This window comes from Massilia psychrophila (assembly GCF_002760665.1).
Lineage (GTDB): Bacteria > Pseudomonadota > Gammaproteobacteria > Burkholderiales > Burkholderiaceae_D > JAFCUW01.
Map to the genome: position 1 here is coordinate 25857 of NZ_PDOB01000013.1, position 20929 is coordinate 46785.

A 20929-nucleotide genomic window follows, 5' to 3' on the forward strand; every position below is an offset into this window, starting at 1 on the left:
ACCCCATGACCCGCGGGGTCAGACCCCATAAGATATAATGTTGGCTTACGCTGCCATCCGCACCCAAATGCAACTGCTCGCCGTCGGCCTCAACCACACCACTGCTCCCGTCTCGCTGCGCGAGCAACTGGCGCTTGCGCCTGACCAGCTTGGCCAGGCGGTGCGGGCCGCGCGCGGCTGGTTTGCGCGCTTCGATCAGCGCGGCGGCGACGAGGCGGCAATCCTGTCGACCTGCAACCGCACCGAGATGTACGCCGCCAGCCGCGCGCCCAACGGCCTTGACGCCAGTGCCCACTTCCTCGCCGATTACCACAAGCTCGACGTTGCGCAACTGCGTCCGCATCTGTACATGCTGCCGCAGGACCACGCTGTACGCCACGCCTTCCGCGTCGCCTCCGGACTTGACTCGATGGTACTGGGCGAGCCGCAGATCCTCGGCCAGATGAAAGACGCGGTGCGCATGGCCGACGAGGCGGGCGGCCTGGGCACCTACCTGCACCAGATGTTCCAGCGCAGTTTTTCGGTCGCCAAGGAAGTGCGCAGCACCACCGCGATCGGTGCCCACAGCGTGTCGATGGCGGCCGCCGCGGTGCGCCTGTCGCAGCGCATTTTCGACAAGGTCGCCGACCAGAACGTGCTGTTCATCGGCGCCGGCGAAATGATCGACCTGTGTGCCACCCACTTTGCGGCGCACCACCCGAAGTCGATCACGATTGCCAACCGCACCATGGAGCGCGGCGAAGCGCTGGCTGCGCGGTTTAACGGCCGTGCAATGATGCTGTCGGCGCTGCCCGAGCAGCTGGGGCAGTTCGACATCGTCATCTCGTGCACCGCGTCGTCGCTGCCACTGCTCGGGCTCGGGCTGGTCGAGCGGGCCATCAAGGCGCGCCGCCACAAGCCGATGTTCATGGTCGACCTGGCGGTGCCGCGCGATATCGAACCCGAAGTCGGCCGCCTCGACGACGTCTTCCTGTACACCGTCGACGACCTCGGCGAATTGGTGCAGACCGGGATGGAGCATCGCCAGGCTGCGGTGGCGCAGGCCGAAGCGATCATCGAAACGCGGGTGCTGTCGTTCATGCACTGGATGGGCGACCGCGCGGTGGTGCCGGTGATCCAGGATCTGCACGAGTCGAGCGAGGCGATGCGGTTGTTCGAACTCGAACGCGCCCGCAAGATGCTGGCGCGCGGCGACGACGCCGATGCCGTGCTCGACGCGCTCTCGAAAGGCCTGACCGCCAAGTTTTTGCACGGTCCACAGCAGGCGCTGCACCGCTCCGAGGGCGACGAGCGGGCCCGCCTGGCGGTGCTGCTGCCGCAGTTGTTCCGCGGCCGCCGTTAGCGCCACGCTTTTACTCTTCTGCTGGACCAGGCCGCGGCCAGGCGAGCCGTTCTCCCACCTACAAAAAGCCCCCTATGAAACCATCGATGCTGGCCAAGCTGGACCAACTGGCCAACCGCCTTGTCGAACTCGACGAACTGTTGATGCACGAAGGCGCGACGTCGAACATGGACAGCTACCGCAAGATGACGCGCGAGCACGCCGAGATCGGCCCATTGGTCGCGCTGTACCAGCAGTTCCAGCGTGCCGGCGCCAATCTCACCGAAGCGCAAGACATGCTGTCGGACCCGGACATGAAGGACTTCGCGCAAGAGGAAATCGAAGGCGCCAAAGGGCGCCAGGCGCAGTTGGAGATCGACCTGCAGAAGATGCTGCTGCCGAAAGACGCCAACGACGAGCGCAACATCTTCCTCGAGATTCGCGCCGGCACCGGCGGCGACGAGTCGGCGCTGTTCGCCGGCGACCTGCTGCGCATGTACAGCCGCTTCGCCGAGCGCAACCGCTGGCAGGTCGAGATGGTGTCGGAGTCGGCCTCGGACCTGGGCGGCTACCGCGAGGTGATCGTCCGGCTGGTCGGCACCAATGCTTATTCGAAACTCAAGTTCGAGTCGGGCGGACACCGCGTGCAGCGGGTGCCGGCCACCGAAACCCAGGGCCGCATCCACACCTCGGCCTGCACGGTGGCGGTGATGCCGGAAGCCGATGAAGTCGAAGACGTCAACATCAACCCGGCCGACCTGCGCATCGACACCTACCGCGCCTCCGGCGCCGGCGGCCAGCACATCAACAAGACCGATTCGGCGGTGCGCATCACCCACCTGCCGAGCGGGATCGTCGTCGAGTGCCAGGACGACCGTAGCCAGCACAAGAACAAGGCCTCGGCGTTAAAAGTGCTGGCCGCGCGGATCAAAGACGTGCAGTTGCGCGAGCAGCAGTCGAAGGAAGCGGCCACCCGCAAGAGCCTGATCGGTTCGGGCGACCGCAGCGAGCGCATTCGCACCTACAATTTTCCGCAGGGGCGCATGACCGACCACCGCATCAACCTGACGCTGTATAAACTCGATTTCATCATGGACGGCGACTTGACCGAGCTGACCAACGCGCTGGCCGCCGAGCACCAGGCCGAATTGCTGGCCGCGCTGGGCGACTAAAAAAAGCAGCGGCGAGGTCTTGCGCGCGCCTGTGCGAAAATCAGCCTTGCCGTCAAACCCGCAAAACTGCCAACCTGCACACCGGACCTTATGATCACTTCCCGTAGCCTCCTGCTTGCCATCGCCTCCGTGTGCCTCGCACTGATCGGCGCCGCGTTGTACCTGCAGCACGTGAAAAACCTGCTGCCCTGCCCGCTGTGCGTGATCCAGCGCTACCTGTTCCTGGCCGTTGCCGTGTGCTGCGCGATCGGCGCTTACGGCGGCAAGCCGCGCATCGGCGCCGGACTTGGCCTGCTCGGCGCGCTGGCCGGCGTGGGCGTGGTCGGCAAGCACCTGTGGGTGCTAAGCCATCCTGGCCTGTCGTGCGGCATCGACCCGATGGAAACAATGCTCAACAAGATCCCGAGCGCCACCGCGCTACCCTGGCTGTTCCGCGCCGACGGCCTGTGCGAAGATGCCCGCGACACCTTGCTCGGGCTGTCGATTCCGCAGTGGTCGGGGCTGTGGTTCGTGCTGCTCACCGGCGCGCTGGCTTATCTGTTAATGCGCCGGCGGGCATGAGCATCGCTTCCGCGATGAGCATCCCTGTCGGCGTGACCATCGCAGCGGTGCAGGCGGCGATGCTGCTCGATCCGCTCGAAAACCGCATCCTGCTGTGCCACGCGTTGGGCTTGAACCGGGTCGGTTTGATCACCCAGTCGGACCGCGTCCTCAACGCCGCCGAGACAGGTGCCTTGACTACCCTGGTGGCGCGTCGCATGGCGGGCGAACCGATCGCCTACATCGTCGGCAGACGCGAATTTTTCGGCCTCGATTTTTGCGTCACCGACGCCGTCCTGATCCCGCGGCCGGACACCGAACTGCTGGTCGAACTGGCACTCGAGCGGCTGCTGCCAGGCGCCTCGGTGCTCGACATGGGCACCGGCAGCGGCGCCATCGCGGTTGCCATCGCCCACACCCGCCCGGATGCGCGCGTGAGCGCATTGGATGCCAGTGTCGATGCCCTGGCCGTCGCGCGCGCCAATGCCGCGGCCAATGGCGCCACGGTGCGCCTGCTGCACAGCGACTGGTTCTCGGCCTTGGGCAGCGAAAGCTTCGACCTGATCGTCGCCAATCCACCGTATATCGCGAGCGGCGACCGCCATTTGTCGGAAGGCGATCTGCGCTTCGAACCGATCTGCGCGCTGACCGATCACGCCGACGGCCTGGCCGCGCTGCGCGCCATTGTCGCCGGCGCCGCAAGCCACCTTGCGCCCGGCGCCTGGCTGCTGCTCGAGCACGGCTACGACCAGGCCGCCCGGGTGCGTCAACTGCTCAGCAAGCACGGTTACGCCGGCGTGCAAAGCTGGCGCGACCTGTCCGGCATCGAACGCGTATCCGGCGGCCAATTTCAGGTATGACTGGTGTGACTCGGCATACCTCGACCCGACGCACGCCGGATTTCGCGCCCACGGGCGAAGTTGGCGTATTTCGGTTAATCTCTGCACAAATTACCAATTGGGTTGCCAATTGAGTTGTCAATTTAGTTATCAACTAAGTTATCAATTAAGTTATTAATAAAAGCAGTACAAGAAAGGATCACCCGTGTCGAACCAACTGACCCGCCGCCTCGCCCTGCTGGACGACGATGCGCACCGCGCCCTGCTCGGCCAGGGCTTGCGCGGCATCGAACGAGAAACGCTGCGGGTCGACCGCGACGGTCTGCTGGCGCGCACAGCGCATCCGGCGCAACTCGGTGCCGCCCTGACGCACCCGCAGATCACCACCGACTATGCCGAAGCGCTGGTCGAGTTCATCACGCCGGCCGAGCACGACATCAGCGTCACGCTGCACAAGCTCGACGCGATCCACCGCTACGTTTACACCAAGCTGGGCGACGAAATGCTGTGGAGCGGGTCGATGCCGTGCGAGCTGCCGGACGAAGCGGACATCGAAATCGCCAACTACGGCACCTCGAACATCGGCATGCTCAAGCACGTGTACCGGCGCGGCCTGGCACTGCGCTACGGCAAGGGCATGCAATGCATCGCCGGCATCCACTACAACTATTCGCTGTCCGAAAAACTGTGGCAGGTGCTGTCAAGCAGCGAAGGCGTCGCCCACGAACGCCGCATGCCGCTGCGCGACTTCCAGTCCGAGAGCTACATCGCGCTGATCCGCAATTTCCGCCGCTACAGCTGGCTGCTGATGTACCTGTTCGGCGCCTCGCCGGCGCTGTCGACAAGCTTCCTGCGCGGGCGCGCGCACGCGCTCGAAACGCTCTCTGACGACACCTTGTTCCTGCCGTATGCGACCAGCCTGCGCATGAGCGACTTTGGTTACCAGAACGACGCGCAGTCCGGCCTGACGCCGCACGAGAATAGTTTGGAGAGCTACGTCAACACGTTGATGGATGCGGTCAACCGGCCGTACCCGCCCTACCAGGCGCTCGGCACCAAGAAAGACGGCGAGTGGATCCAGCTGTCGACCAACGTGCTGCAGATCGAGAACGAATACTATTCGACCATCCGGCCCAAGCGCGTGATCCGCACCGGCGAGCGGCCGATCCAGGCGCTGTGCAAGCGCGGCGTGCAATACATCGAAGTGCGCTGCCTCGACGTCGATCCGTTCGAGCCGGTCGGCATCAGCCTCGAAACCGGCCGCTTCCTCGACGCCTTTTTGCTGTTCTGCGCGCTCGACGACAGCCCGCTGATCGCGCCGCCTGACAGCGCCGTCCACGCGCGCAATTTCGCCCGCACCGTCAAGGAGGGCCGGCGTCCGGGCCTCAGGCTCGAGCGCGCCGGCGAGGAAATCGAACTGCAGGCGTGGGCGAGCGAATTAATCGGCAGAATCCGCCCGGTCGCCGCGCTGCTCGACGACCAGCACAACGACGACGGCGTGCACGCGGCCTCGCTGGCGGCGCAGCAGGCGAAGATCGACAATCCGGCGCTGACGCCATCGGCGCGCGTGTTGGACGAAGTGCGCGCGATCGGTTCGTCGGCCGCTTTCGGCTTGCGCCAGAGCGCGCTGCACGCGGCGTACTTTCGCGACAGCGCGCTGATGCCGGCCGAGGAAGCGATGTTCGACGAACTGGCGGCCACGTCAAGAACGGAACAGGCCGCGATCGAAGCGGCGCCGGGACCGGACTTTGACGATTTCGTCGCTGCCTACAATGGTAGTACACTGTGCTGTGACTGATGCGCAAGCGGGCTTGATTGACGGGCTTGACTACCTACACCGGCGGAGACCCTGTGCTGACTTTTTTTAACGAACACCATGCGCAGCACCGTGGCCGCCACGAGATGTTCCGCGGCGCGCTCGTGCCCTGCTTCGAAAAGCCGGAGCGGGCCGACCTGGTGGTGGCCGAACTGGGCCGCCGCGGACTGGGCAAGATCGTCACTCCGCACGGCGTGCCGCTGGTGTCGCTCGAGCGGATCCATACGCCGCGCTACCTGCACTTCTTGCGCAATGCCTGGCACGACTGGCTCGCGCTCGACCCGGCCAATGCCGACCGCGACGCGCTGCCGTCGGTGTGGCCGATCCGCGGCATGCGCGCCGATGTCGAGCCGGACAACTTCAGCGCCCGCATGGGCCTGTACTCGATGGACAGCGGCACCCCTCTGACGGCCGGCTCCTGGATCGCGGCCAAAACCGGCGCCGATTGCGCCGTCAATGCGGCCCATGCACTGCGGCTCGGCGAGCGCGGCACCTTTGCGCTGACGCGCCCGCCCGGCCATCACGCCGGCGCCGATTTTTTCGGCGGCTACTGCTTCCTCAATAACGCCGCCCTCGCCGCCCAGCACCTGCTCGACGACGGCGCGCGCCGGGTCGGCATCCTCGATATCGACTACCACCACGGCAACGGCACCCAGGACATTTTTTATGACCGCGGCGACGTGCTGTTCACGTCGATCCACGCCGACCCGCGCGCCGAGTACCCGTTCTACCTCGGCCATGCCGACGAAACCGGTGCCGGCGCCGGCGAAGGCTGCAACCTGAACCTGCCGTTGCCGAAGGGGTCCAGCAAGGCGCAATGGTTTGCCGCGTTGGAGACGGCCTGCATCCGGCTGGCCGGCTACGCGCCGGACGCGCTGGTGGTTTCGCTCGGCGTCGATGCGTTCGCCGGCGATCCGCTGTCGCACTTCGCCTTGCAAAGCGCGGATTTTTTGCGCATCGGCGAACGCATCGCCTACCTTGGCCTGCCGACCGTGTTCGTGTTGGAGGGCGGCTACGCGGTCGCCGAAATCGGCATCAACGTCGTCAATGTGCTGGAAGGCTTCGAGACGGCGACGTGAATAAACAAGTGATTCAGGACTTGCAATGACAGAATGGCAGTGGCGCAGTTTCGCCGAACTTTCCGGCCACGAGCTGTACGACCTGCTGGCCCTGCGCCAGCAAGTGTTCGTGCTCGAGCAGCAGTGCCTTTACAACGATTTCGACGGGCTCGACGCCGCCGCCCATCACCTGCTCGGCTGGCGCACCATCGACGGCCGGCGCCATCTGGCGGCCTGTCTGCGCTGTCTCGCGCCAGGCGCCAAATACACCGAAATGTCACTCGGGCGCGTGCTGACGACGAAAGCGGCGCGCGGGGCCGGCATCGGCCGCGAGCTGCTCGCGCAAGGCATCGAACACGCCGAACGCCAGCATCCCGGCCACGCCATCAAGATCGGCGCCCAGCGATACCTGGAAGCTTTCTATGCAAGCTTCGGTTTTGTCACCATCAGCGCGCCGTACGAAGAAGACGGCATCATGCACGTCGACATGCTGCGCCAGGCCATCGTCAAAAGCTGATGATGAAGCGCGCGCCGGCGCCAACCGACCTGGCGTAGCGCACGGTGCCGCCGTTGCCGTGAACCAGCTGGCGCACCATCGCCAGGCCGATGCCGCCGCCCTGTTTTTTGGTGGTGAAGAACGGCGTGAAAATATGCGCCGCCAGCGTATCGGGCACGCCCGCGCCGTTGTCAAGCACCTCGATGCGCAGCCGTCCGCCGCGGGCCAGGCGTGCCGTCACCTGCGCCTCGGGAGCTGCCCCCGACGCCGCTTCCAGCGCATTTTTCAGCAGGTTGATCAGCGCCTGTTCGAGCTGGCCGGCATCGACCATCAGCTCCAGCGATTGCGGTTCGACCGTGAAGCAGGTGCGTCCGCCGCGCGCGCGCCAGGCCGGGTCGACCAGCGCCGCGATCCGCTCGAACAAGCTGGCAAGACGGACCCGCTCGGGGCGCGCTTCGGGCAGGTTCGACAGGCTGCGGTAACTGCCGACGAAAGCGACCAGGCTGTCGGCGCGCCGGCTGATGGCGCCCTGCGCGGTGACCAGGTCGGCGCTGACGTCGGCCGGCAGTGCGCTGCCGAACTCCTCGAGCAGCGCACAGGCGGTGCGCGACAGCGACGCCACGGGCGTCAACGAATTCATGATTTCATGGGTCAGCACATGGACCAGCTGGCGCCAGGCGTTGAGGGCTTCGGCTTCGAGCTCGCTCTCGACCGGCATCAATGCTGCCAACCGCTGCGCGCTGCCGTGCAAGGTGAGCGCCGATACCGACACCAGCGCGCGCTCGATGCCGCGTTCGGTGTCGAAGCCGATCATGCCGCGCTGGTCGACCGGCTGCGCCGCCAGCTGACGGTACAAAGCGGCCGGGTCGCTGGCGCGCCCTGGCGCCACCAACCGGCGCGCGTTGGCGTTGAGCGCCGACACTTCGCCCGCCGGGCCGACGCGAAACAGCGCGATCGGCGCGTGTTCCATCCGCGCCTCTGACACCAGCGCATTATCGACCAGGTTTTGGCGGTCGATCGGCACCGGGTCGCGCAGTTCCGCGCGCACGGCGCTGCGCGAACCCAAGCCATTCAAGCCGTGCCACAGCAAGCCGCCCAGCGGCAGCGCCGCCAGCGCGCACGCCACTATCAGGCGCGGCGACTGGTGAGCGGCGCCGGCGCCCGCGGCCAGCGCCAGCAGGCCCGCCAGCGCGGCCAGCACGGTAAGCTTGACGCGCCGGTCAGATACCATGCTTGCCAAGCTTGCGGTACAGCGCGGCGCGGCTGACGCCGAGCATTTTCGCCGCATGGCTGATGTTCCCCTTCGCCTGTTCGAGGGCCGCGGCGATGGTGTCGCGTTCGAGTACGCCGAGCTGGAAGAGCTCAAGCGCGGCCGGCTTTGGCGCCGGCGCGGCAAACACGGCGGCGCCGGTACGGTGGGAATCAGCCAGGCCGAAATCGGCGAAGCCGTATTGCAGCTCGCTGCCGAGGATGACGGCCCGCTCGCAGGCGTGGCGCAGCGCGCGCACGTTGCCGGGCCAGTCAAAGCGGTGCAATCGGTCGAGCGCGCCGTCGGCCAGCATGCGCGCCGGCCGCCCGTACTGGCGTTCGTACAGGGCCAGGTAGTGGCCGAGCAGCGCCGGGATATCATCGCGCCGTTCGCGCAGCGGCGGTACGCGGATGACGATGGTATTCAAGCGAAACAGCAGGTCGGGCCGGAACACGGCCGGATCGAACAGGCGCGTTTCATCGAGATTGGTGGCACTGACGATGCGCACGTCAATGGCCTCGGCGCGGTCGGCGCCAAGCGGCGTCACTTCGCGCCGCTCCAGCACCGTCAGCAGCTTGGCCTGGCCGGCCAGCGCCATGTTGCCGATCTCGTCGAGGAACAGCGAGCCACCGCGCGCAGCCTGGAAGCGGCCGGCACGGTCGGCTTTGGCGTCCGTGAACGCGCCCCTGCGATGGCCGAACAATTCGCTCTCGAAGGTCGATTCAGGCAGCGCGCCCATGTCGATCGCGAGAAAGGTAGCGCCGGCGCGGCGCGACGCCGCGTGGATCGCGCGCGCCACCAGTTCCTTGCCGACGCCGTTTTCGCCCAGGATCATGACGTTCGCCTCGGTCGGGCCGACGCCGGCCACCATCGCCTTCACGTCGCGCATTGGCGCCGATTCACCCATCAGCGCGGTGTTCGCGCTGGATGGCGCCGCGCCGGCGCGGCGCGCCAGCGCGTTGGCCACGGCGGCGACCAGGCGGGCGTTGTCCCACGGTTTGGTGATGAAGTCGCTGGCGCCACGCTTGAGCGCTTCGACCGCGAGCGGCACATCGGCGTAAGCGGTCAATGCAATCACCGCCGGCGGCCTGGCCTGGGCGCGCAACTGGTCCAGTAGCGCCAGCCCTTGTGCACCGTCGATGCGCCCGGGCGTAAAATTAAGGTCGAGCAGGACGACATCGGGCACCCCGGCCGCCAGCACGGCAGCCAGCCCGGCGGGGTCGTTCAGCGTCGCCACCTTGCCATGCAGGCGGCGCAACAGCAATTGGGCGGCGCAGGCGACGTCAGGGTCGTCGTCGAGGATCAGGATGCTGGCAGCGTTGTCGGCCATTCGATACGAGAGGGTGAGGTGAAATTACTTGCCATTCTAGCAGCAGGCATGACGTTACCATCAACCACTTTCGACGTCGTCCTCGCCATTGGCGAAAACGCCTCCTCGCGCACGCGGGGACCCAATTTGCCCGATTAGTTGATCATCTTTTTAACGGACGAAGCCAGGCATTGTCGATATTGCCGAAAAATTGGGTCCCCGCATTCGCGAGGACGACGTGTCCGGCCGGGGACGACGGCTCTGGGGTTTGCGGGAGAGACGGAGAGCGTGTTCGTTTTCGAACACCTGCGATTGTGCGGATACGGACAGAACGTGCGAAAAGCGTCCGCAAACATGTGATGTCAAGCATGGCACGGCGCTTGCAATGCCCTTCCTGACCTCACTTTTCACGGAACCCACGGATGGACCGAATCTCACAGCACGTCGCCAGCGGCGCGGCGATGGACACGCGGGTGCCGAAGCGGCGCGGCCCGATGTTCGCCCGCATCGGAGCCGGCGCAGTGTTGGTCGGGGCGAGTGTCTTTGCCGGATGGCACTTCATGCCGCGCGGTCTGCAAGTGGCGTCGCGCGACGTGCGCATCGCCGTCGTCGAACAAGGCGTGTTTCTCGACGATGTCGTGGTGCGCGCCAGCGCCGAGCCGCTCAATTCCGTGATCCTCGATTCGGTCGAATCGGGCCGCGTCGAGGAAGTGTTCGCCAGGGACGGCGCAATGGTCAAGAAAGGCCAATTGCTGTTTCGCCTGTCAAACCCGCAGCGCAATCTCGAGCTGCTGGCGCGCCAGGCCGAACACGCGCAGCAGATCTCTAACCTGTCGAACCTGCGGGTGGCGCAGGAAGCCGGCCGCACCGACCACCAGCGCCGCCTGCTCGATCTCGAGTTCGCGCTGGCGCAGGCCGACAAGCAGCATGCCCGCCATGCCAGGCTGGCGGCGCAAGGGTTCATATCGAACGTTGCCCTGGAAGAGTCAAGCGACAAGCTGGCACTGCAACGGCGCGCCTTCGGCCAGCAGCAGGACGCCGCCGACACCGAAACGCGGGTTCGCGGCAATGCGCTGGCGCAGATGGAAAAGGCAATTCTTGGCCTGCAATCGGGCCTGCTGCTGGTGACCGCCACGGTCGATGCGCTGGCCGTGCGGGCCCCAGGCGACGGCATGCTGACCGGCTTTCGCCTGCAGGTGGGCGAGACCGTCAAGACCGACCAGCACATCGGCCGCATCGACGATCCGAACCGCTTCAAGCTGTCGGCGCTGGTCGACGAGTTTTATCTGAACCGGGTGACGGTGGGCCGCCACGCCAGCGTCAGGCAGGGCGAAAAGATGTATGCGGCCGACGTCAGCACGATTTACCCGCAGATCAAGGAGGGCCGCTTCACGCTCGAGATGGTGTTTACCGAAGGCCAGCCGCCGCTGCTCAGTCCCGGGCAAAGCCTGGACGCCCAGATCACACTGGGCGAACCGGGCAAGGCAATCCTGCTGCCGAACGGCGCCTACCTCAACGAGACCGGCGGCGCCTGGGTGTTCGTGGTGGCGCGCGACGGCGCAACGGTGACGCGGCGCGCGGTACGCAGCGGCCGGCGCAGCAATACGCAAGTGGAGATCCTGGCGGGCCTGGCGCCAGGCGAGCAGGTGGTCGTATCGAGTTACGCGGCGTTCGAAAAAACCGAGCGCCTGCAATTGATCAAATAGACAATTAAGCAAATAAATAGTTGAATAAAAAGGTAAATACCATGCTCAAACTTGTAGGCGTTTGCAAGATCCACCTGGCCGGCGAAGTGCAGACGACCGCGCTCGACCGCATCGACCTCGACATCGACGCTGGCGAATACGTCGCCATCACCGGGCCTTCCGGCTGCGGCAAGTCGACCTTATTAAGCCTTCTGGGCCTGCTCGATGTGCCCAACAGCGGCGAGTACTGGTTCGAAGGCCAGAACGTGGCCGGCTGGAGCGAAGCGAAGCTAAATACGTTGCGGCGCGGGCGGGTCGGTTTCATTTTCCAGAGTTTTAACCTGATCGAAGAGCTGTCGGTGTTCGAGAATGTCGAACTGGCGCTCGAATATACGGGCACGCCGGCGCCTGAACGACGTGCACGGGTGAAAGCCATGCTCGAGCGCCTCGGCATCGCCCACCGCGCCACGCACCGGCCGTCGCAGCTGTCGGGCGGCCAGCAGCAGCGGGTGGCGATCGCGCGCGCGCTGGTGGCCGGGCCGGCCATGCTGCTGGCCGATGAACCGACCGGCAACCTCGATACCGCGCATGGCGACGAAGTCATGCGCCTGCTGCGCGACATCAACGCCGAAGGCACCACCGTCATCATGGTGACCCACTCGCCGGCGCACGCGGCGCAGGCCTCGCGCACCTTGCACCTGCTCGACGGGCGCATCGTGGTCGACGCGCTGCAAGCGGCTTGAAAGGCGGGCACATGAACCTGCGTGATTTTCGCGTTGGCTGGCGCCTGCTGGTGCAGGAACCGCTGTATTCGGCCGTCGTCGTGCTCGGCCTGTCGATCGGCTTCGCCGCCTGCTTCCTGCTGCTCGGTTTCGTGCGCTACTCGTTCAGCTATGACGCGCAGGTTCCCGATGCGCAGCAGGTGTACCTGGTCAAGACCCGTTTTAACATCACTGGTGACACCAAATGGTTCGAACTGGCGCCGCTTCCCTACCTGAAAGAAGCCCAGCGCAGTCCGATGGTCGCCGACGCCACAATGCTGTTCCCTCTTAGCGTGGCGATGAAGGTCGGCGCACAGGTGCTGCCGATTCGGTTGGTCGCTGTCAATGAGGGTTTCGGCGCGATGTTCGGCGTGCACGTGCTTGAAGGAGATCTGAGCGCGGTAATGAAGGAGCCCGGCAGCGTGGCACTGATCAGCAGCACAGCGAAACGCCTGTTCGGCCGCGCCAACGTGCTGGGGCAAACCGTCGCCATCGACGGTGCCGCATTCCGGATTGGCGCGATCCTGCCCGACCCGCCCCCCTCCAGCACTATTTTCTACGAAGCGCTGGCAGGCCAGGGCACAATGGCCTGGCCGGACGGCTATCGCAAGTCCATGATGGGCGCCTGGGGTGGCGTCGGCGGCAAGGTCTACGTCAAGCTCAAGCCCGGCACTTCGGCCGCAGCGTTGGAACAGGCCTTGCAGGCCGCCGGCGACCGTTCACCGTTGATAAAGGAACTTGGCCCAGAGGCGGAGGCCAAACTGGCTGGAAGGAAGGCTGTCGATATCCGCCTCGGCTCCCTGCCATCGATGTATTTCGATGACGATACCGCCAATGTACCGGGTAGCAGCGAGCATGGCGAACTGCGCGTGATCGGCGGCCTGGGCGCCGTCGCGCTGGTGATCCTGCTGCTCGCCGCCACCAACTACGTCAACCTGGCCACGGTGCGCACCGTGCGGCGCCAGCGCGAGATCGCCGTGCGCAAGGTGCTCGGTGCGCCTGCCGGACGGCTGGCCGCCCAGTTCGTCGCCGAATCGATGCTGGTAGCGCTGATCGCCACCGCGTTCGGCCTGCTGCTGGCCTGGCTGCTGTTGCCGGTGTTTTCCGACCTGGTCGACCGCCAACTCAAGGACATGTTCGGCGCGGTCAACCTGCTGGCGGCACTAGGGATGGGCGTCGTCACCGGAATGCTGGCGGGGATCTACCCTGCCTGGGTGGCGCTGGGCGTGCGTCCGCAACGCACTTTGGCAGGCCGCGGCAGCGCGGAGACCAGCGGCGGCCTGTGGCTGCGGCGTACGCTGACCGTGGCGCAGTTCTCCACTGCCATCTGCCTGACCGCCGTAACGCTGGCCATCGCCTGGCAGGCGCGCTACGCCAGCAACGCCAATCCGGGGTTCGACGCATCCGGCATGTTGGTGGTGGAACTGCCCCAGTCGATGCGCGGCGAACCGGCGCAGGCCATGCGCGCGCAGTTGGCGCACCTGCAGGGCGTGAAGGGCGTGGCCATCGCGCAAAATGCCATTAGCGATCCGATCATCGGCAACCACATCCCCTACACCACACAATCGGGCGGCAACGCAAACCTGCTGACGCGCGATATTAGCGCAAACTTCTTCGAAGTCGTCGGCGTGAAAGCGGCGGCCGGCCGCCTGTTCGACAGTACGCGAGAAACCGACACCACGGTCGACAAGGTGGTGATCGACGCGACAGCGGCACGCGCGCTCGGCTTCTCCGATCCGGCGATGGCAGTCGGGCAGGTCGTCACGGCGAACGTCGCGAACAATGTGCAGCCAGCGCAGGTGATCGGCATCTCGCCGCCGATGCGCATTCAGTCGCTGCACGAAGCGGTCAGGCCGGTGGTGTGGCGCATCAGGCCGCGCGCTGTTGTGCTGCTGGTTCGCGGCGACGCCGACCTTAGCGCGCTGCAAGGCACCATCGAGACGGTACTGCATCGCCAGTTGCCGGACCAAGTAGTCGCGATCGAGCGCGCGCAAGCCTACCTGTCGGCCAACTACGCCGACGACCTGCGCCTGGCCAAGCTGCTGGGACTGGCGAGCCTGGTGGCGATTGCCATCGCCTCGTTCGGCATCTACGTGCTGGCAACCTACAGCGTGCAGCGGTTGGCGCGTCAGATCGTGCTGCGCAAGCTGTACGGCGCCAGCCAGCGCGCCATCCTGACGCTGGTCGGGGGCGAGTTCGCCAGCCTGCTGGGGCTCGGCGCGGCGATCGCGCTGCCGATCGCCGCGCTGGTCAACGCGCGCTACCTGGCCGGGTTTGTCGAACGTGCGCCGATCGGCGCCTGGCCGCTGCTGGCGGCGCTGCTGCTGGCAGCGCTGGTGACGATGCTGTCGACCCTGCGCCACACGCTCGGCGCGCTGCGCATGGCGCCGGCGCAGGTCTTGCGCGATTGACGGTGATTATCACTTAATTTATCCCGGCTTGCTCGATGTGGCCATCGGCGGCAAGTACTGGCTGAAAGGCGGAACGTCGCCGGCTAACGCCGTCGACCCGCCGTGGCCATTTTCGTTGTTCAGTGGTTAAGGCACTTGTCATGACCCGCGACTGCATATAGAATAAGAATCATTCTCATTTCTATTTACACTTAATTCGCCATGACAACTTACTCAGTGTTCACCCGTCCGACCATCATGGCGCTCGCCGTCGCCAGTTCCCTCGCTGCAAGCACGGTCTTTGCCGAGGAAGCCGTGCAGCCGGTCATGGCGGAAGTCCACATCATCGGCACCGCGCAAGGCGGGTACAGGGAGAAGGCTTCGGTCAGCGCAATGAAGACCGACACGCTGCTGCGCGATACACCACAAGCGGTCACGGTGATCACGCGCCAGCTGATGGACGATCTGGCCATGCAGAGTATCGCCGACGCCATCCGCTATGTGCCCGGCATCGTTACCGCGCAAGGCGAAGGCAACCGCGATACCGCGGTTTTCCGCGGCAACAGCTCGACCAGCGACTTCTACATCGACGGCATGCGCGATGACGTGCAGTACTACCGCGACTTCTACAACATTGAAAGCGTCGAAGCCATCAAGGGCGCCAACGCCATGATTTTTGGACGCGGCGGTTCGGGTGGGGTGATCAATCGGGTCAGCAAACAGGCCGACTGGAAACCAGTGCGCGAGGCAGTGGCCAGTATCGGATCCTACGGCCACAAGCGCGCGTCGGTGGACCTGGGCGGCGCAGTGAGCACCGACATGGCCGTGCGCGTCAATGCCATGGCCGAGAAATCGGGCAGCTACCGCAACGGCGTGGAACTCGAACGCCAAGGCATCAACCCGACGATGACGCTGCGCGCCGGCAAAAATACCAGCATCAGCCTAGGTTACGAGCACCTGCGCGACGAGCGCATCGCCGATCGCGGCGTGCCATCGCTTAACGGGCGACCGTACAATACCGATGTGTCGACGTTCTTCGGCAACGCCGCATTGAGCCCGACCGCCACGCGCGTCAACGCCGTGACGGCCTACATCGAGCATGATTTTGGCAATAACATGGTGCTGCGCAACCGCACCCGGATCGCCAACTACGACAAATTCTACCAAAACGTCTACGCCAACAGCGCCGTCAACGCCACGACGGGCATCCTGGAAGTCGGCGCCTATTACGACGCCACCGAACGCACCAACAGTTTCAACCAGACCGACCTGACGTTCTCCCTCGCCACTGGCGGCGTGACCCACAAGATTGCCGCTGGCGTCGAATTCGGTCGTCAAAAAACCGACAACATCCGTCGCGCCGGCGTGTTTGCAGGCATCAAAAGCGTTCCAGCCACCAATCCCGTATACACCAGCGGCGTCAGCTTCCCTACCCCCACCACCAGCAACGACAGCGTTGCCAATGTAGCGTCAGTGTATGTGCAGGATCAGATCGTGTTTTCGCCGCAATGGCAGGCAGTGGCCGGCTTGCGCTACGACCGCTTCAGCGTCGACTTCAACAACCGCCTGGCCACCAGCAACGCCGCCTTCAAGGTGACCGACACCCCGCTGTCGCCACGTGCCGGCCTGATCTACAAACCGATAGAAGCCATGTCGCTGTACGCCAGCTTCAGCCGCGCCTATGTGCCGCGCGCCGGTGAGCAGTTGACCTCGCTGACCGCCAACAACCGCGCTTTCGATCCCGAAAAATTCGACAACGTCGAAGCCGGCATGAAGTGGGATGTGACGCCTGTCCTGTCGGCCAGCGCGGCGATTTACAAGCTGGACCGCTCGAATGTCGTCGTGCCTGGCGCGCTCGCCGGCACCAGCGTACTGGTCGACGGCCAGACCACGAAAGGCGTCGAACTTGAACTGTCGGGCCAGCTGACCCCGGCCTGGAGCGTGATGGGCGGCTATGCTTATCAGGATGCCGAATTGACTGCCAACCAGTCCGCTACGATACGCTCCGGCGCCAAACTGGCCATGGTGCCCAAGCATACCGTCTCGCTGTGGAACCGCTACAACATCAACCAGCAGTTGGGCGCGGGCCTGGGCCTGGTCTATCGCGACAGCCTGTACACCTCGACTTCCAACACGGTGGCGCTGCCATCGTTCACCCGGGTCGATGGCGCCGTGTACTACCGTCTCAGCAAGCAGTATCGCCTGCAGCTGAACGTGGAAAATCTGTTCAACAAGAAGTACTGGGCATCGGCCCACAACGACAACAACATTACGCCAGGCGCGCCTCGCAGCGTGAAATTGTCGCTGTTCGCCAGCTTCTGATGGCTGCATTAATAAAAGAACAGGAACAGTGAAAAAAGAACGGCGTCCCATGGACGCCGTTTTTTTATCGGGGAAACGCGACCACGTGGTCGACGTCGAGGCGAATCCCGATGTGCTCACCGGGCGCGTGGTTATGGTGACTGGGCACCAGCGACAGCACCTCCTCCCCGCTATCGAGCCTTAGCGTATAAAGAAATTCAGCGCCGCGGAACGCCTTGGCGACGACTTCCGCCGTCACGGCGCTGGCGTCGTCATGCACGATGTCATCCGGGCGCAGCAGCACAGTGACCCGGTCGCCGCTTTTCCATGGCGTGGCGGTGCCTGCCTGAGCGTGGCGCAGCACGCCGAGTTCGATCCGGATCGCGCCCGCGGCCAGTACTTCACCGGGAACGAAGGCGCCCTGTCCGACAAAGTCCGCCACGAAACGGTTATCCGGCCTGTGATACAGATTGTAGGGCGTGTCCCATTGCTGGATGCGGCCGTGCTGCATGACCCCTACCTCGTCGGCCATGGCAAACGCTTCGTGCTGATCGTGGGTGACCAAAATCGCCGTGGTGCCCTCGGCGCGCAGGATCGCCCCCACTTCGGCGGCCAGGCGCTCGCGCAGATCGACATCGAGGCTGGAGAACGGCTCGTCGAGCAACAGCAGGCGCGGCCGTGGCGCCAGCGCGCGCGCCAGCGCAACGCGCTGCTGCTGGCCACCGGATAACTCATGCGGATACTTGCTTGCAGAACTCGGCAAGCCGACCAGGTCCAGCAACTCGCCCACCCGCTTCTTGCGCGCAGCGGACGGCATGGCCTGGAGGCCGAAGGCGATATTGGCCGCGACGCTCAAGTGCGGAAACAGCGCATAGTTCTGAAACACCATGCCGATGCGGCGCCGTTCGGTCGGCACATGCTGGCCCGGGCCGTTGACGAGCTCCCCACCAACCCGGATCACCCCCGCATCGGGCCGCTCGAACCCTGCAATGCAACGCAGTACCGTGGTCTTGCCGCAACCGGAAGGACCGAGCAGGCAGCCGATCGTTCCGGGCGCCAGATGAAGCGACAAGCCGTCCACCACCGTGTGCTTGCCATAAGCGTGGGCAAGCTGCTGCACTTCGAGGAGCGCCATATAGATTCCGATAGTACAAAGGAACAATTATAATTGTTTATTTCATTGGCTCATCGTGGCGAAACTGACGTTCAGTACCTTGCAAGCTGCCGCGCTCGTAACCGCGGCGCTGATTGCCATCCCCCTGCTGACCGTGGCGGCGTCCTTGCTCCCTGGTGCCGGCAGCCAGACCTGGGCCCACCTTGCCGACACCGTGCTCCCTTCCTATATCGCCAGCACCTTGTACCTGTGCGTGGGTGTGGGCGTGGGCACGGTGACTATCGGCGCGGCGGCGGCGTGGCTGGTCACCATGCACGACTTCCCGGGACGGCGCATGTTCGAATGGTCGCTGGTGCTGCCGCTGGCGGTGCCCACCTACGTCATGGCGTACACCTACACCGATCTGCTGCAGTTCGTCGGGCCGGTGCAGTCCTGGCTGCGCACTACCTTTGCGCTGGCCCCGGGCAGCTACTGGTTCCCCGACATCCGCACGCTGGGCGGCGCTGTCGTGGTCTTCACTCTGGTGCTCTATCCGTACGTGTATCTGCTGGCGCGCTCGGCGTTCCTGGAGCGGGCGACCGGCATGCTCGATGTCGGGCGCTCGCTTGGACTGGGGCCGTGGCGGCGCTTCTTCCGCATCGCGCTGCCGCTGGCCCGGCCAGCGATTGCGGCCGGCGCCGCGCTGGCCTTGATGGAAACGCTGGCGGACTACGGTGCGGTGTCGTATTTCGGCGTCCAGACCTTTACCACCGGCATTTACCGCGCCTGGTTTTCGCTGGGAGACCGTCAGGCCGCGTCGCAGCTGGCGGCGGCACTGTTGGGTTTTGTGGGGCTGCTGCTGCTGCTCGAGCACGCAAGCCGGGGGCGCGCCCGCTTTGACGTGAGCGGCAGCCGTCACGCCGGCCATTTGGGCACTCGCCTGACCGGACCGCGCGCCGCCGGCGCCATTCTGGTCTGCAGCGTGCCGCTGTGCGGCGGCTTTCTGGTGCCCGCCGGTGTTCTGCTGCATATGGCGATCACCAGCGGCGACGCGCAGTTCGGCGAACGCTTCATCGAGCTTTCGCGTAACAGCTTCGTGCTCGCAGCAACGGCGGCGATCCTGGCCGTCGCCATCGCAGTGCTGCTGGCCTACGCGGCGCGTACCGCGCGCGGCGGTTTGACGCGCCACGTCAACCGTCTGGTCGGTCTGGGGTACGCGCTGTCGGGTACGGTGATCGCTGTTGGTGTCCTGCTGCCGGTGACACGGGTCGATATCTGGCTGGCTTCGGCCATCATGGACATGACGGGCCGCAACCCCGGACTGCTGCTTACCGGCGGCATCGCTGCGCTGGTGTACGCCTATCTGGTGCGCTTTCTGGCCGTCTCGCTGCACACGGTGGAGGCGAACCTGGGCAAGATCACCATGTCGATGGACGACGCCGCCCGGTCGCTGGGACACGGCGCGGCCACCACGCTGTGGCGCGTCCACCTGCCGATGCTGCGCGGCAGCCTGTTGACGGCCGGACTGCTGGTGTTCGTGGAAGTGATGAAGGAGTTACCGGCCACCCTTGTGATGCGCCCATTTAACTTCGATACGCTTGCCACCCAGGCGTATACGCTGGCGTCGGATGAACGGCTGACGGAAGCCTCGACTGCGGCACTGGCCATCGTCGCGGTGGGGGTGCTGCCGCTCATTTTCCTGACCCGCGAGATCGCGCGCAGCCGCCGCGAGCGCTAAAACCGCAAACGCACCCTTGTTGTGCGAACGACTGGGCTCAGCGCCAGCCGGCGCGGTCGTAGATTTTCTGGACCTCGGCCTGCTTGGCGGCCAGCGCGCCCACCTTGACGGTATCCGCCTTGAAATCGCCCATTGCCTGCAGACCGGGGTTGTTGGTCTTCACGCCGGCCACGACAGGCCACTCGTTGTTACCGTCGGCAAAGTACACTTGCGCCTGGTCAGACGCCAGGTATTCCAGGAACTTCACCGCCGATTCCTTGTTCGGCGCGGTTTTAAGCATGCCGCCGCCAGAAATGTTGATGTGGGCACCGGTCGTTTTCTGGTTCGGCCAGATGATGGTCACCGCTTCCATGATCTTTTTGTCTTCCGGCTTTTCCGAGCGCAGCATGCGCGCAACGTAGTACGAGTTAGCAATTGCAACGCCGCATTCGCCCGCCGCCACCGCTTTGATCTGGTCAGTGTCGCCACCCTTCGGTGCGCGTGCGAAGTTCGCGACCAGGCCCTTGGCCCACGCCTCGGTCTTCTGCTCGCCGAGATGGGCCAGCAACCCGGCGCCGAGCGACAAGTTATACGGATGGGAGCCCGAACGCACACACAGCTTGCCCTTGAGTTTTGGATTAGCCAAGTCTTCGTACGTCTGCACGTCGGCCGGATTCACGCTGGCCTTGTTGGCCACGATGACGCGAGCGCGCTTGGAAAACGAAAACCACGTGTCGGTACGCATCTGGGCGGGAATACGCTGCATTAACAACTGTGATGTGATTGGCGCGAACAAACCGAGCTCCTCGGCCTTGCCCAGGCGGGCAGCGTCGACCGTCAGAAACACGTCGGCCGGACTGTGTACACCTTCGTTGCGAAGACGCTCGAGCAACTCGTTCTCGCCTGCTTCAATGCGATTGATCTTGATTCCGGTCTGCTTGGTGAAGTCGGTGTACAACGCTTCGTCGGTCTGGTAATGACGGGCGGAATACAGGTTCAGCACCTTTTCTTGCGCCAATCCTGGTAATGTAACAAGGGAGGCTAAAGCAAAGGCTGCAAGGTTTTTGGCGTTCACGATGATATCCATGGAAATGGTGAAAATTCCAGCCTAACAAAACCTGCGCCCAGATGCAAATAATTATCATTCACTTGCGAAGCGGCAGTTGCCGCGTCCGCAAACCG

General features: G+C 64.8%; 16 protein-coding genes. 12 read left to right on the forward strand and 4 right to left on the reverse strand.

The features are described from left to right. Window positions 1-67: 67 nt before the first annotated feature. From hemA to CR103_RS10205, 7 genes are all read left to right on the forward strand, one after another. On the forward strand, window positions 68-1342 hold the full coding sequence (gene hemA / locus CR103_RS10175) for a glutamyl-tRNA reductase (RefSeq protein ID WP_099915961.1): 1275 nt from the start codon (window positions 68-70) through the stop codon (window positions 1340-1342). A gap of 74 nt (window positions 1343-1416) precedes the next feature. Next, the gene (gene prfA / locus CR103_RS10180) at window positions 1417-2493 is read left to right on the forward strand and encodes a peptide chain release factor 1 (RefSeq protein ID WP_099915881.1); all 1077 of its coding nucleotides are present in this window, start codon (window positions 1417-1419) and stop codon (window positions 2491-2493) included. A 90-nt stretch (window positions 2494-2583) separates the two neighbouring features. Then, the gene (locus CR103_RS10185) at window positions 2584-3054 is read left to right on the forward strand and encodes a disulfide bond formation protein B (protein WP_099915882.1); all 471 of its coding nucleotides are present in this window, start codon (window positions 2584-2586) and stop codon (window positions 3052-3054) included. Further along, window positions 3051-3893 carry a peptide chain release factor N(5)-glutamine methyltransferase gene (prmC, locus tag CR103_RS10190; RefSeq protein ID WP_099915883.1) on the forward strand — a complete coding sequence of 281 codons (843 nt, stop codon included), beginning with the start codon at window positions 3051-3053 and terminating at the stop codon, window positions 3891-3893. Before CR103_RS10185 ends, prmC begins: the two co-directional genes overlap by 4 nt. A 184-nt stretch (window positions 3894-4077) precedes the next feature. Then, window positions 4078-5670, forward strand: a complete 1593-nt coding sequence (gene gshA, locus CR103_RS10195; protein WP_099915884.1) for a glutamate--cysteine ligase — start codon at window positions 4078-4080, stop codon at window positions 5668-5670. A gap of 53 nt (window positions 5671-5723) precedes the next feature. Then, window positions 5724-6767, forward strand: coding sequence for a histone deacetylase family protein (locus CR103_RS10200; protein ID WP_099915885.1), 1044 nt, complete (start codon window positions 5724-5726; stop codon window positions 6765-6767). A 25-nt stretch (window positions 6768-6792) separates the two neighbouring features. Beyond that, window positions 6793-7263, forward strand: coding sequence for a GNAT family N-acetyltransferase (locus CR103_RS10205; protein WP_099915886.1), 471 nt, complete (start codon window positions 6793-6795; stop codon window positions 7261-7263). On the opposite strand, the gene CR103_RS10210 is transcribed toward CR103_RS10205, so the two are convergent. Both CR103_RS10210 and CR103_RS10215 read right to left on the reverse strand, forming a co-directional pair. Beyond that, complete coding sequence (locus CR103_RS10210) at window positions 7253-8473, reverse strand: sensor histidine kinase (protein WP_099915887.1); 1221 nt, start codon at window positions 8471-8473, stop codon at window positions 7253-7255. The two genes, CR103_RS10205 and CR103_RS10210, sit on opposite strands and share 11 nt — an antisense overlap. After that, a complete protein-coding gene (locus CR103_RS10215; RefSeq protein WP_099915888.1) occupies window positions 8463-9821 on the reverse strand; it encodes a sigma-54-dependent transcriptional regulator in 1359 nt (452 codons plus the stop codon). Before CR103_RS10215 ends, CR103_RS10210 begins: the two co-directional genes overlap by 11 nt. 401 nt (window positions 9822-10222) lie before the next feature. Between CR103_RS10215 and CR103_RS10220 the strand changes: the two genes are divergently transcribed. From CR103_RS10220 to CR103_RS10235, 4 genes are all read left to right on the forward strand, one after another. Continuing rightward, window positions 10223-11506, forward strand: coding sequence for an efflux RND transporter periplasmic adaptor subunit (locus CR103_RS10220; protein WP_229442988.1), 1284 nt, complete (start codon window positions 10223-10225; stop codon window positions 11504-11506). A gap of 41 nt (window positions 11507-11547) precedes the next feature. Then, complete coding sequence (locus tag CR103_RS10225) at window positions 11548-12228, forward strand: ABC transporter ATP-binding protein (protein ID WP_099915963.1); 681 nt, start codon at window positions 11548-11550, stop codon at window positions 12226-12228. Between the two features lie 11 nt (window positions 12229-12239). Continuing rightward, window positions 12240-14657 carry an ABC transporter permease gene (locus tag CR103_RS10230; protein ID WP_099915889.1) on the forward strand — a complete coding sequence of 806 codons (2418 nt, stop codon included), beginning with the start codon at window positions 12240-12242 and terminating at the stop codon, window positions 14655-14657. 201 nt (window positions 14658-14858) lie between these two features. Next, window positions 14859-16958: a TonB-dependent receptor gene (locus CR103_RS10235; RefSeq protein ID WP_099915890.1), complete on the forward strand. Its 2100-nt coding sequence runs from the start codon at window positions 14859-14861 to the stop codon at window positions 16956-16958. A 64-nt stretch (window positions 16959-17022) separates the two neighbouring features. Here CR103_RS10235 and CR103_RS10240 read toward each other — a convergent pair whose 3' ends face one another. Beyond that, a complete protein-coding gene (locus CR103_RS10240; RefSeq protein WP_099915891.1) occupies window positions 17023-18072 on the reverse strand; it encodes an ABC transporter ATP-binding protein in 1050 nt (349 codons plus the stop codon). A 55-nt stretch (window positions 18073-18127) separates the two neighbouring features. On the opposite strand from CR103_RS10240, the gene CR103_RS10245 reads away from it, so the two are divergent. Beyond that, a complete protein-coding gene (locus tag CR103_RS10245; RefSeq protein ID WP_229442989.1) occupies window positions 18128-19768 on the forward strand; it encodes an ABC transporter permease in 1641 nt (546 codons plus the stop codon). A gap of 37 nt (window positions 19769-19805) precedes the next feature. Here the strand turns inward: CR103_RS10245 and CR103_RS10250 are convergent, their stop codons facing one another. Further along, window positions 19806-20834, reverse strand: coding sequence for a Fe(3+) ABC transporter substrate-binding protein (locus CR103_RS10250; RefSeq protein ID WP_180279350.1), 1029 nt, complete (start codon window positions 20832-20834; stop codon window positions 19806-19808). Window positions 20835-20929: the final 95 nt, after the last annotated feature.

Coding starts and splice junctions, on each gene's coding strand:
- hemA (WP_099915961.1), top strand. CDS start 68: ATGCAACTGCTCGCCGTCGGCCTCAACCACACCACTGCTCCCGTCTCG.
- prfA (WP_099915881.1), top strand. CDS start 1,417: ATGAAACCATCGATGCTGGCCAAGCTGGACCAACTGGCCAACCGCCTT.
- CR103_RS10185 (WP_099915882.1), top strand. CDS start 2,584: ATGATCACTTCCCGTAGCCTCCTGCTTGCCATCGCCTCCGTGTGCCTC.
- prmC (WP_099915883.1), top strand. CDS start 3,051: ATGAGCATCGCTTCCGCGATGAGCATCCCTGTCGGCGTGACCATCGCA.
- CR103_RS10205 (WP_099915886.1), top strand. CDS start 6,793: ATGACAGAATGGCAGTGGCGCAGTTTCGCCGAACTTTCCGGCCACGAG.
- CR103_RS10210 (WP_099915887.1), bottom strand. CDS start 8,473: ATGGTATCTGACCGGCGCGTCAAGCTTACCGTGCTGGCCGCGCTGGCG.
- CR103_RS10215 (WP_099915888.1), bottom strand. CDS start 9,821: ATGGCCGACAACGCTGCCAGCATCCTGATCCTCGACGACGACCCTGAC.
- CR103_RS10220 (WP_229442988.1), top strand. CDS start 10,223: ATGGACCGAATCTCACAGCACGTCGCCAGCGGCGCGGCGATGGACACG.
- CR103_RS10225 (WP_099915963.1), top strand. CDS start 11,548: ATGCTCAAACTTGTAGGCGTTTGCAAGATCCACCTGGCCGGCGAAGTG.
- CR103_RS10230 (WP_099915889.1), top strand. CDS start 12,240: ATGAACCTGCGTGATTTTCGCGTTGGCTGGCGCCTGCTGGTGCAGGAA.
- CR103_RS10235 (WP_099915890.1), top strand. CDS start 14,859: ATGACAACTTACTCAGTGTTCACCCGTCCGACCATCATGGCGCTCGCC.
- CR103_RS10240 (WP_099915891.1), bottom strand. CDS start 18,072: ATGGCGCTCCTCGAAGTGCAGCAGCTTGCCCACGCTTATGGCAAGCAC.
- CR103_RS10250 (WP_180279350.1), bottom strand. CDS start 20,834: ATGGATATCATCGTGAACGCCAAAAACCTTGCAGCCTTTGCTTTAGCC.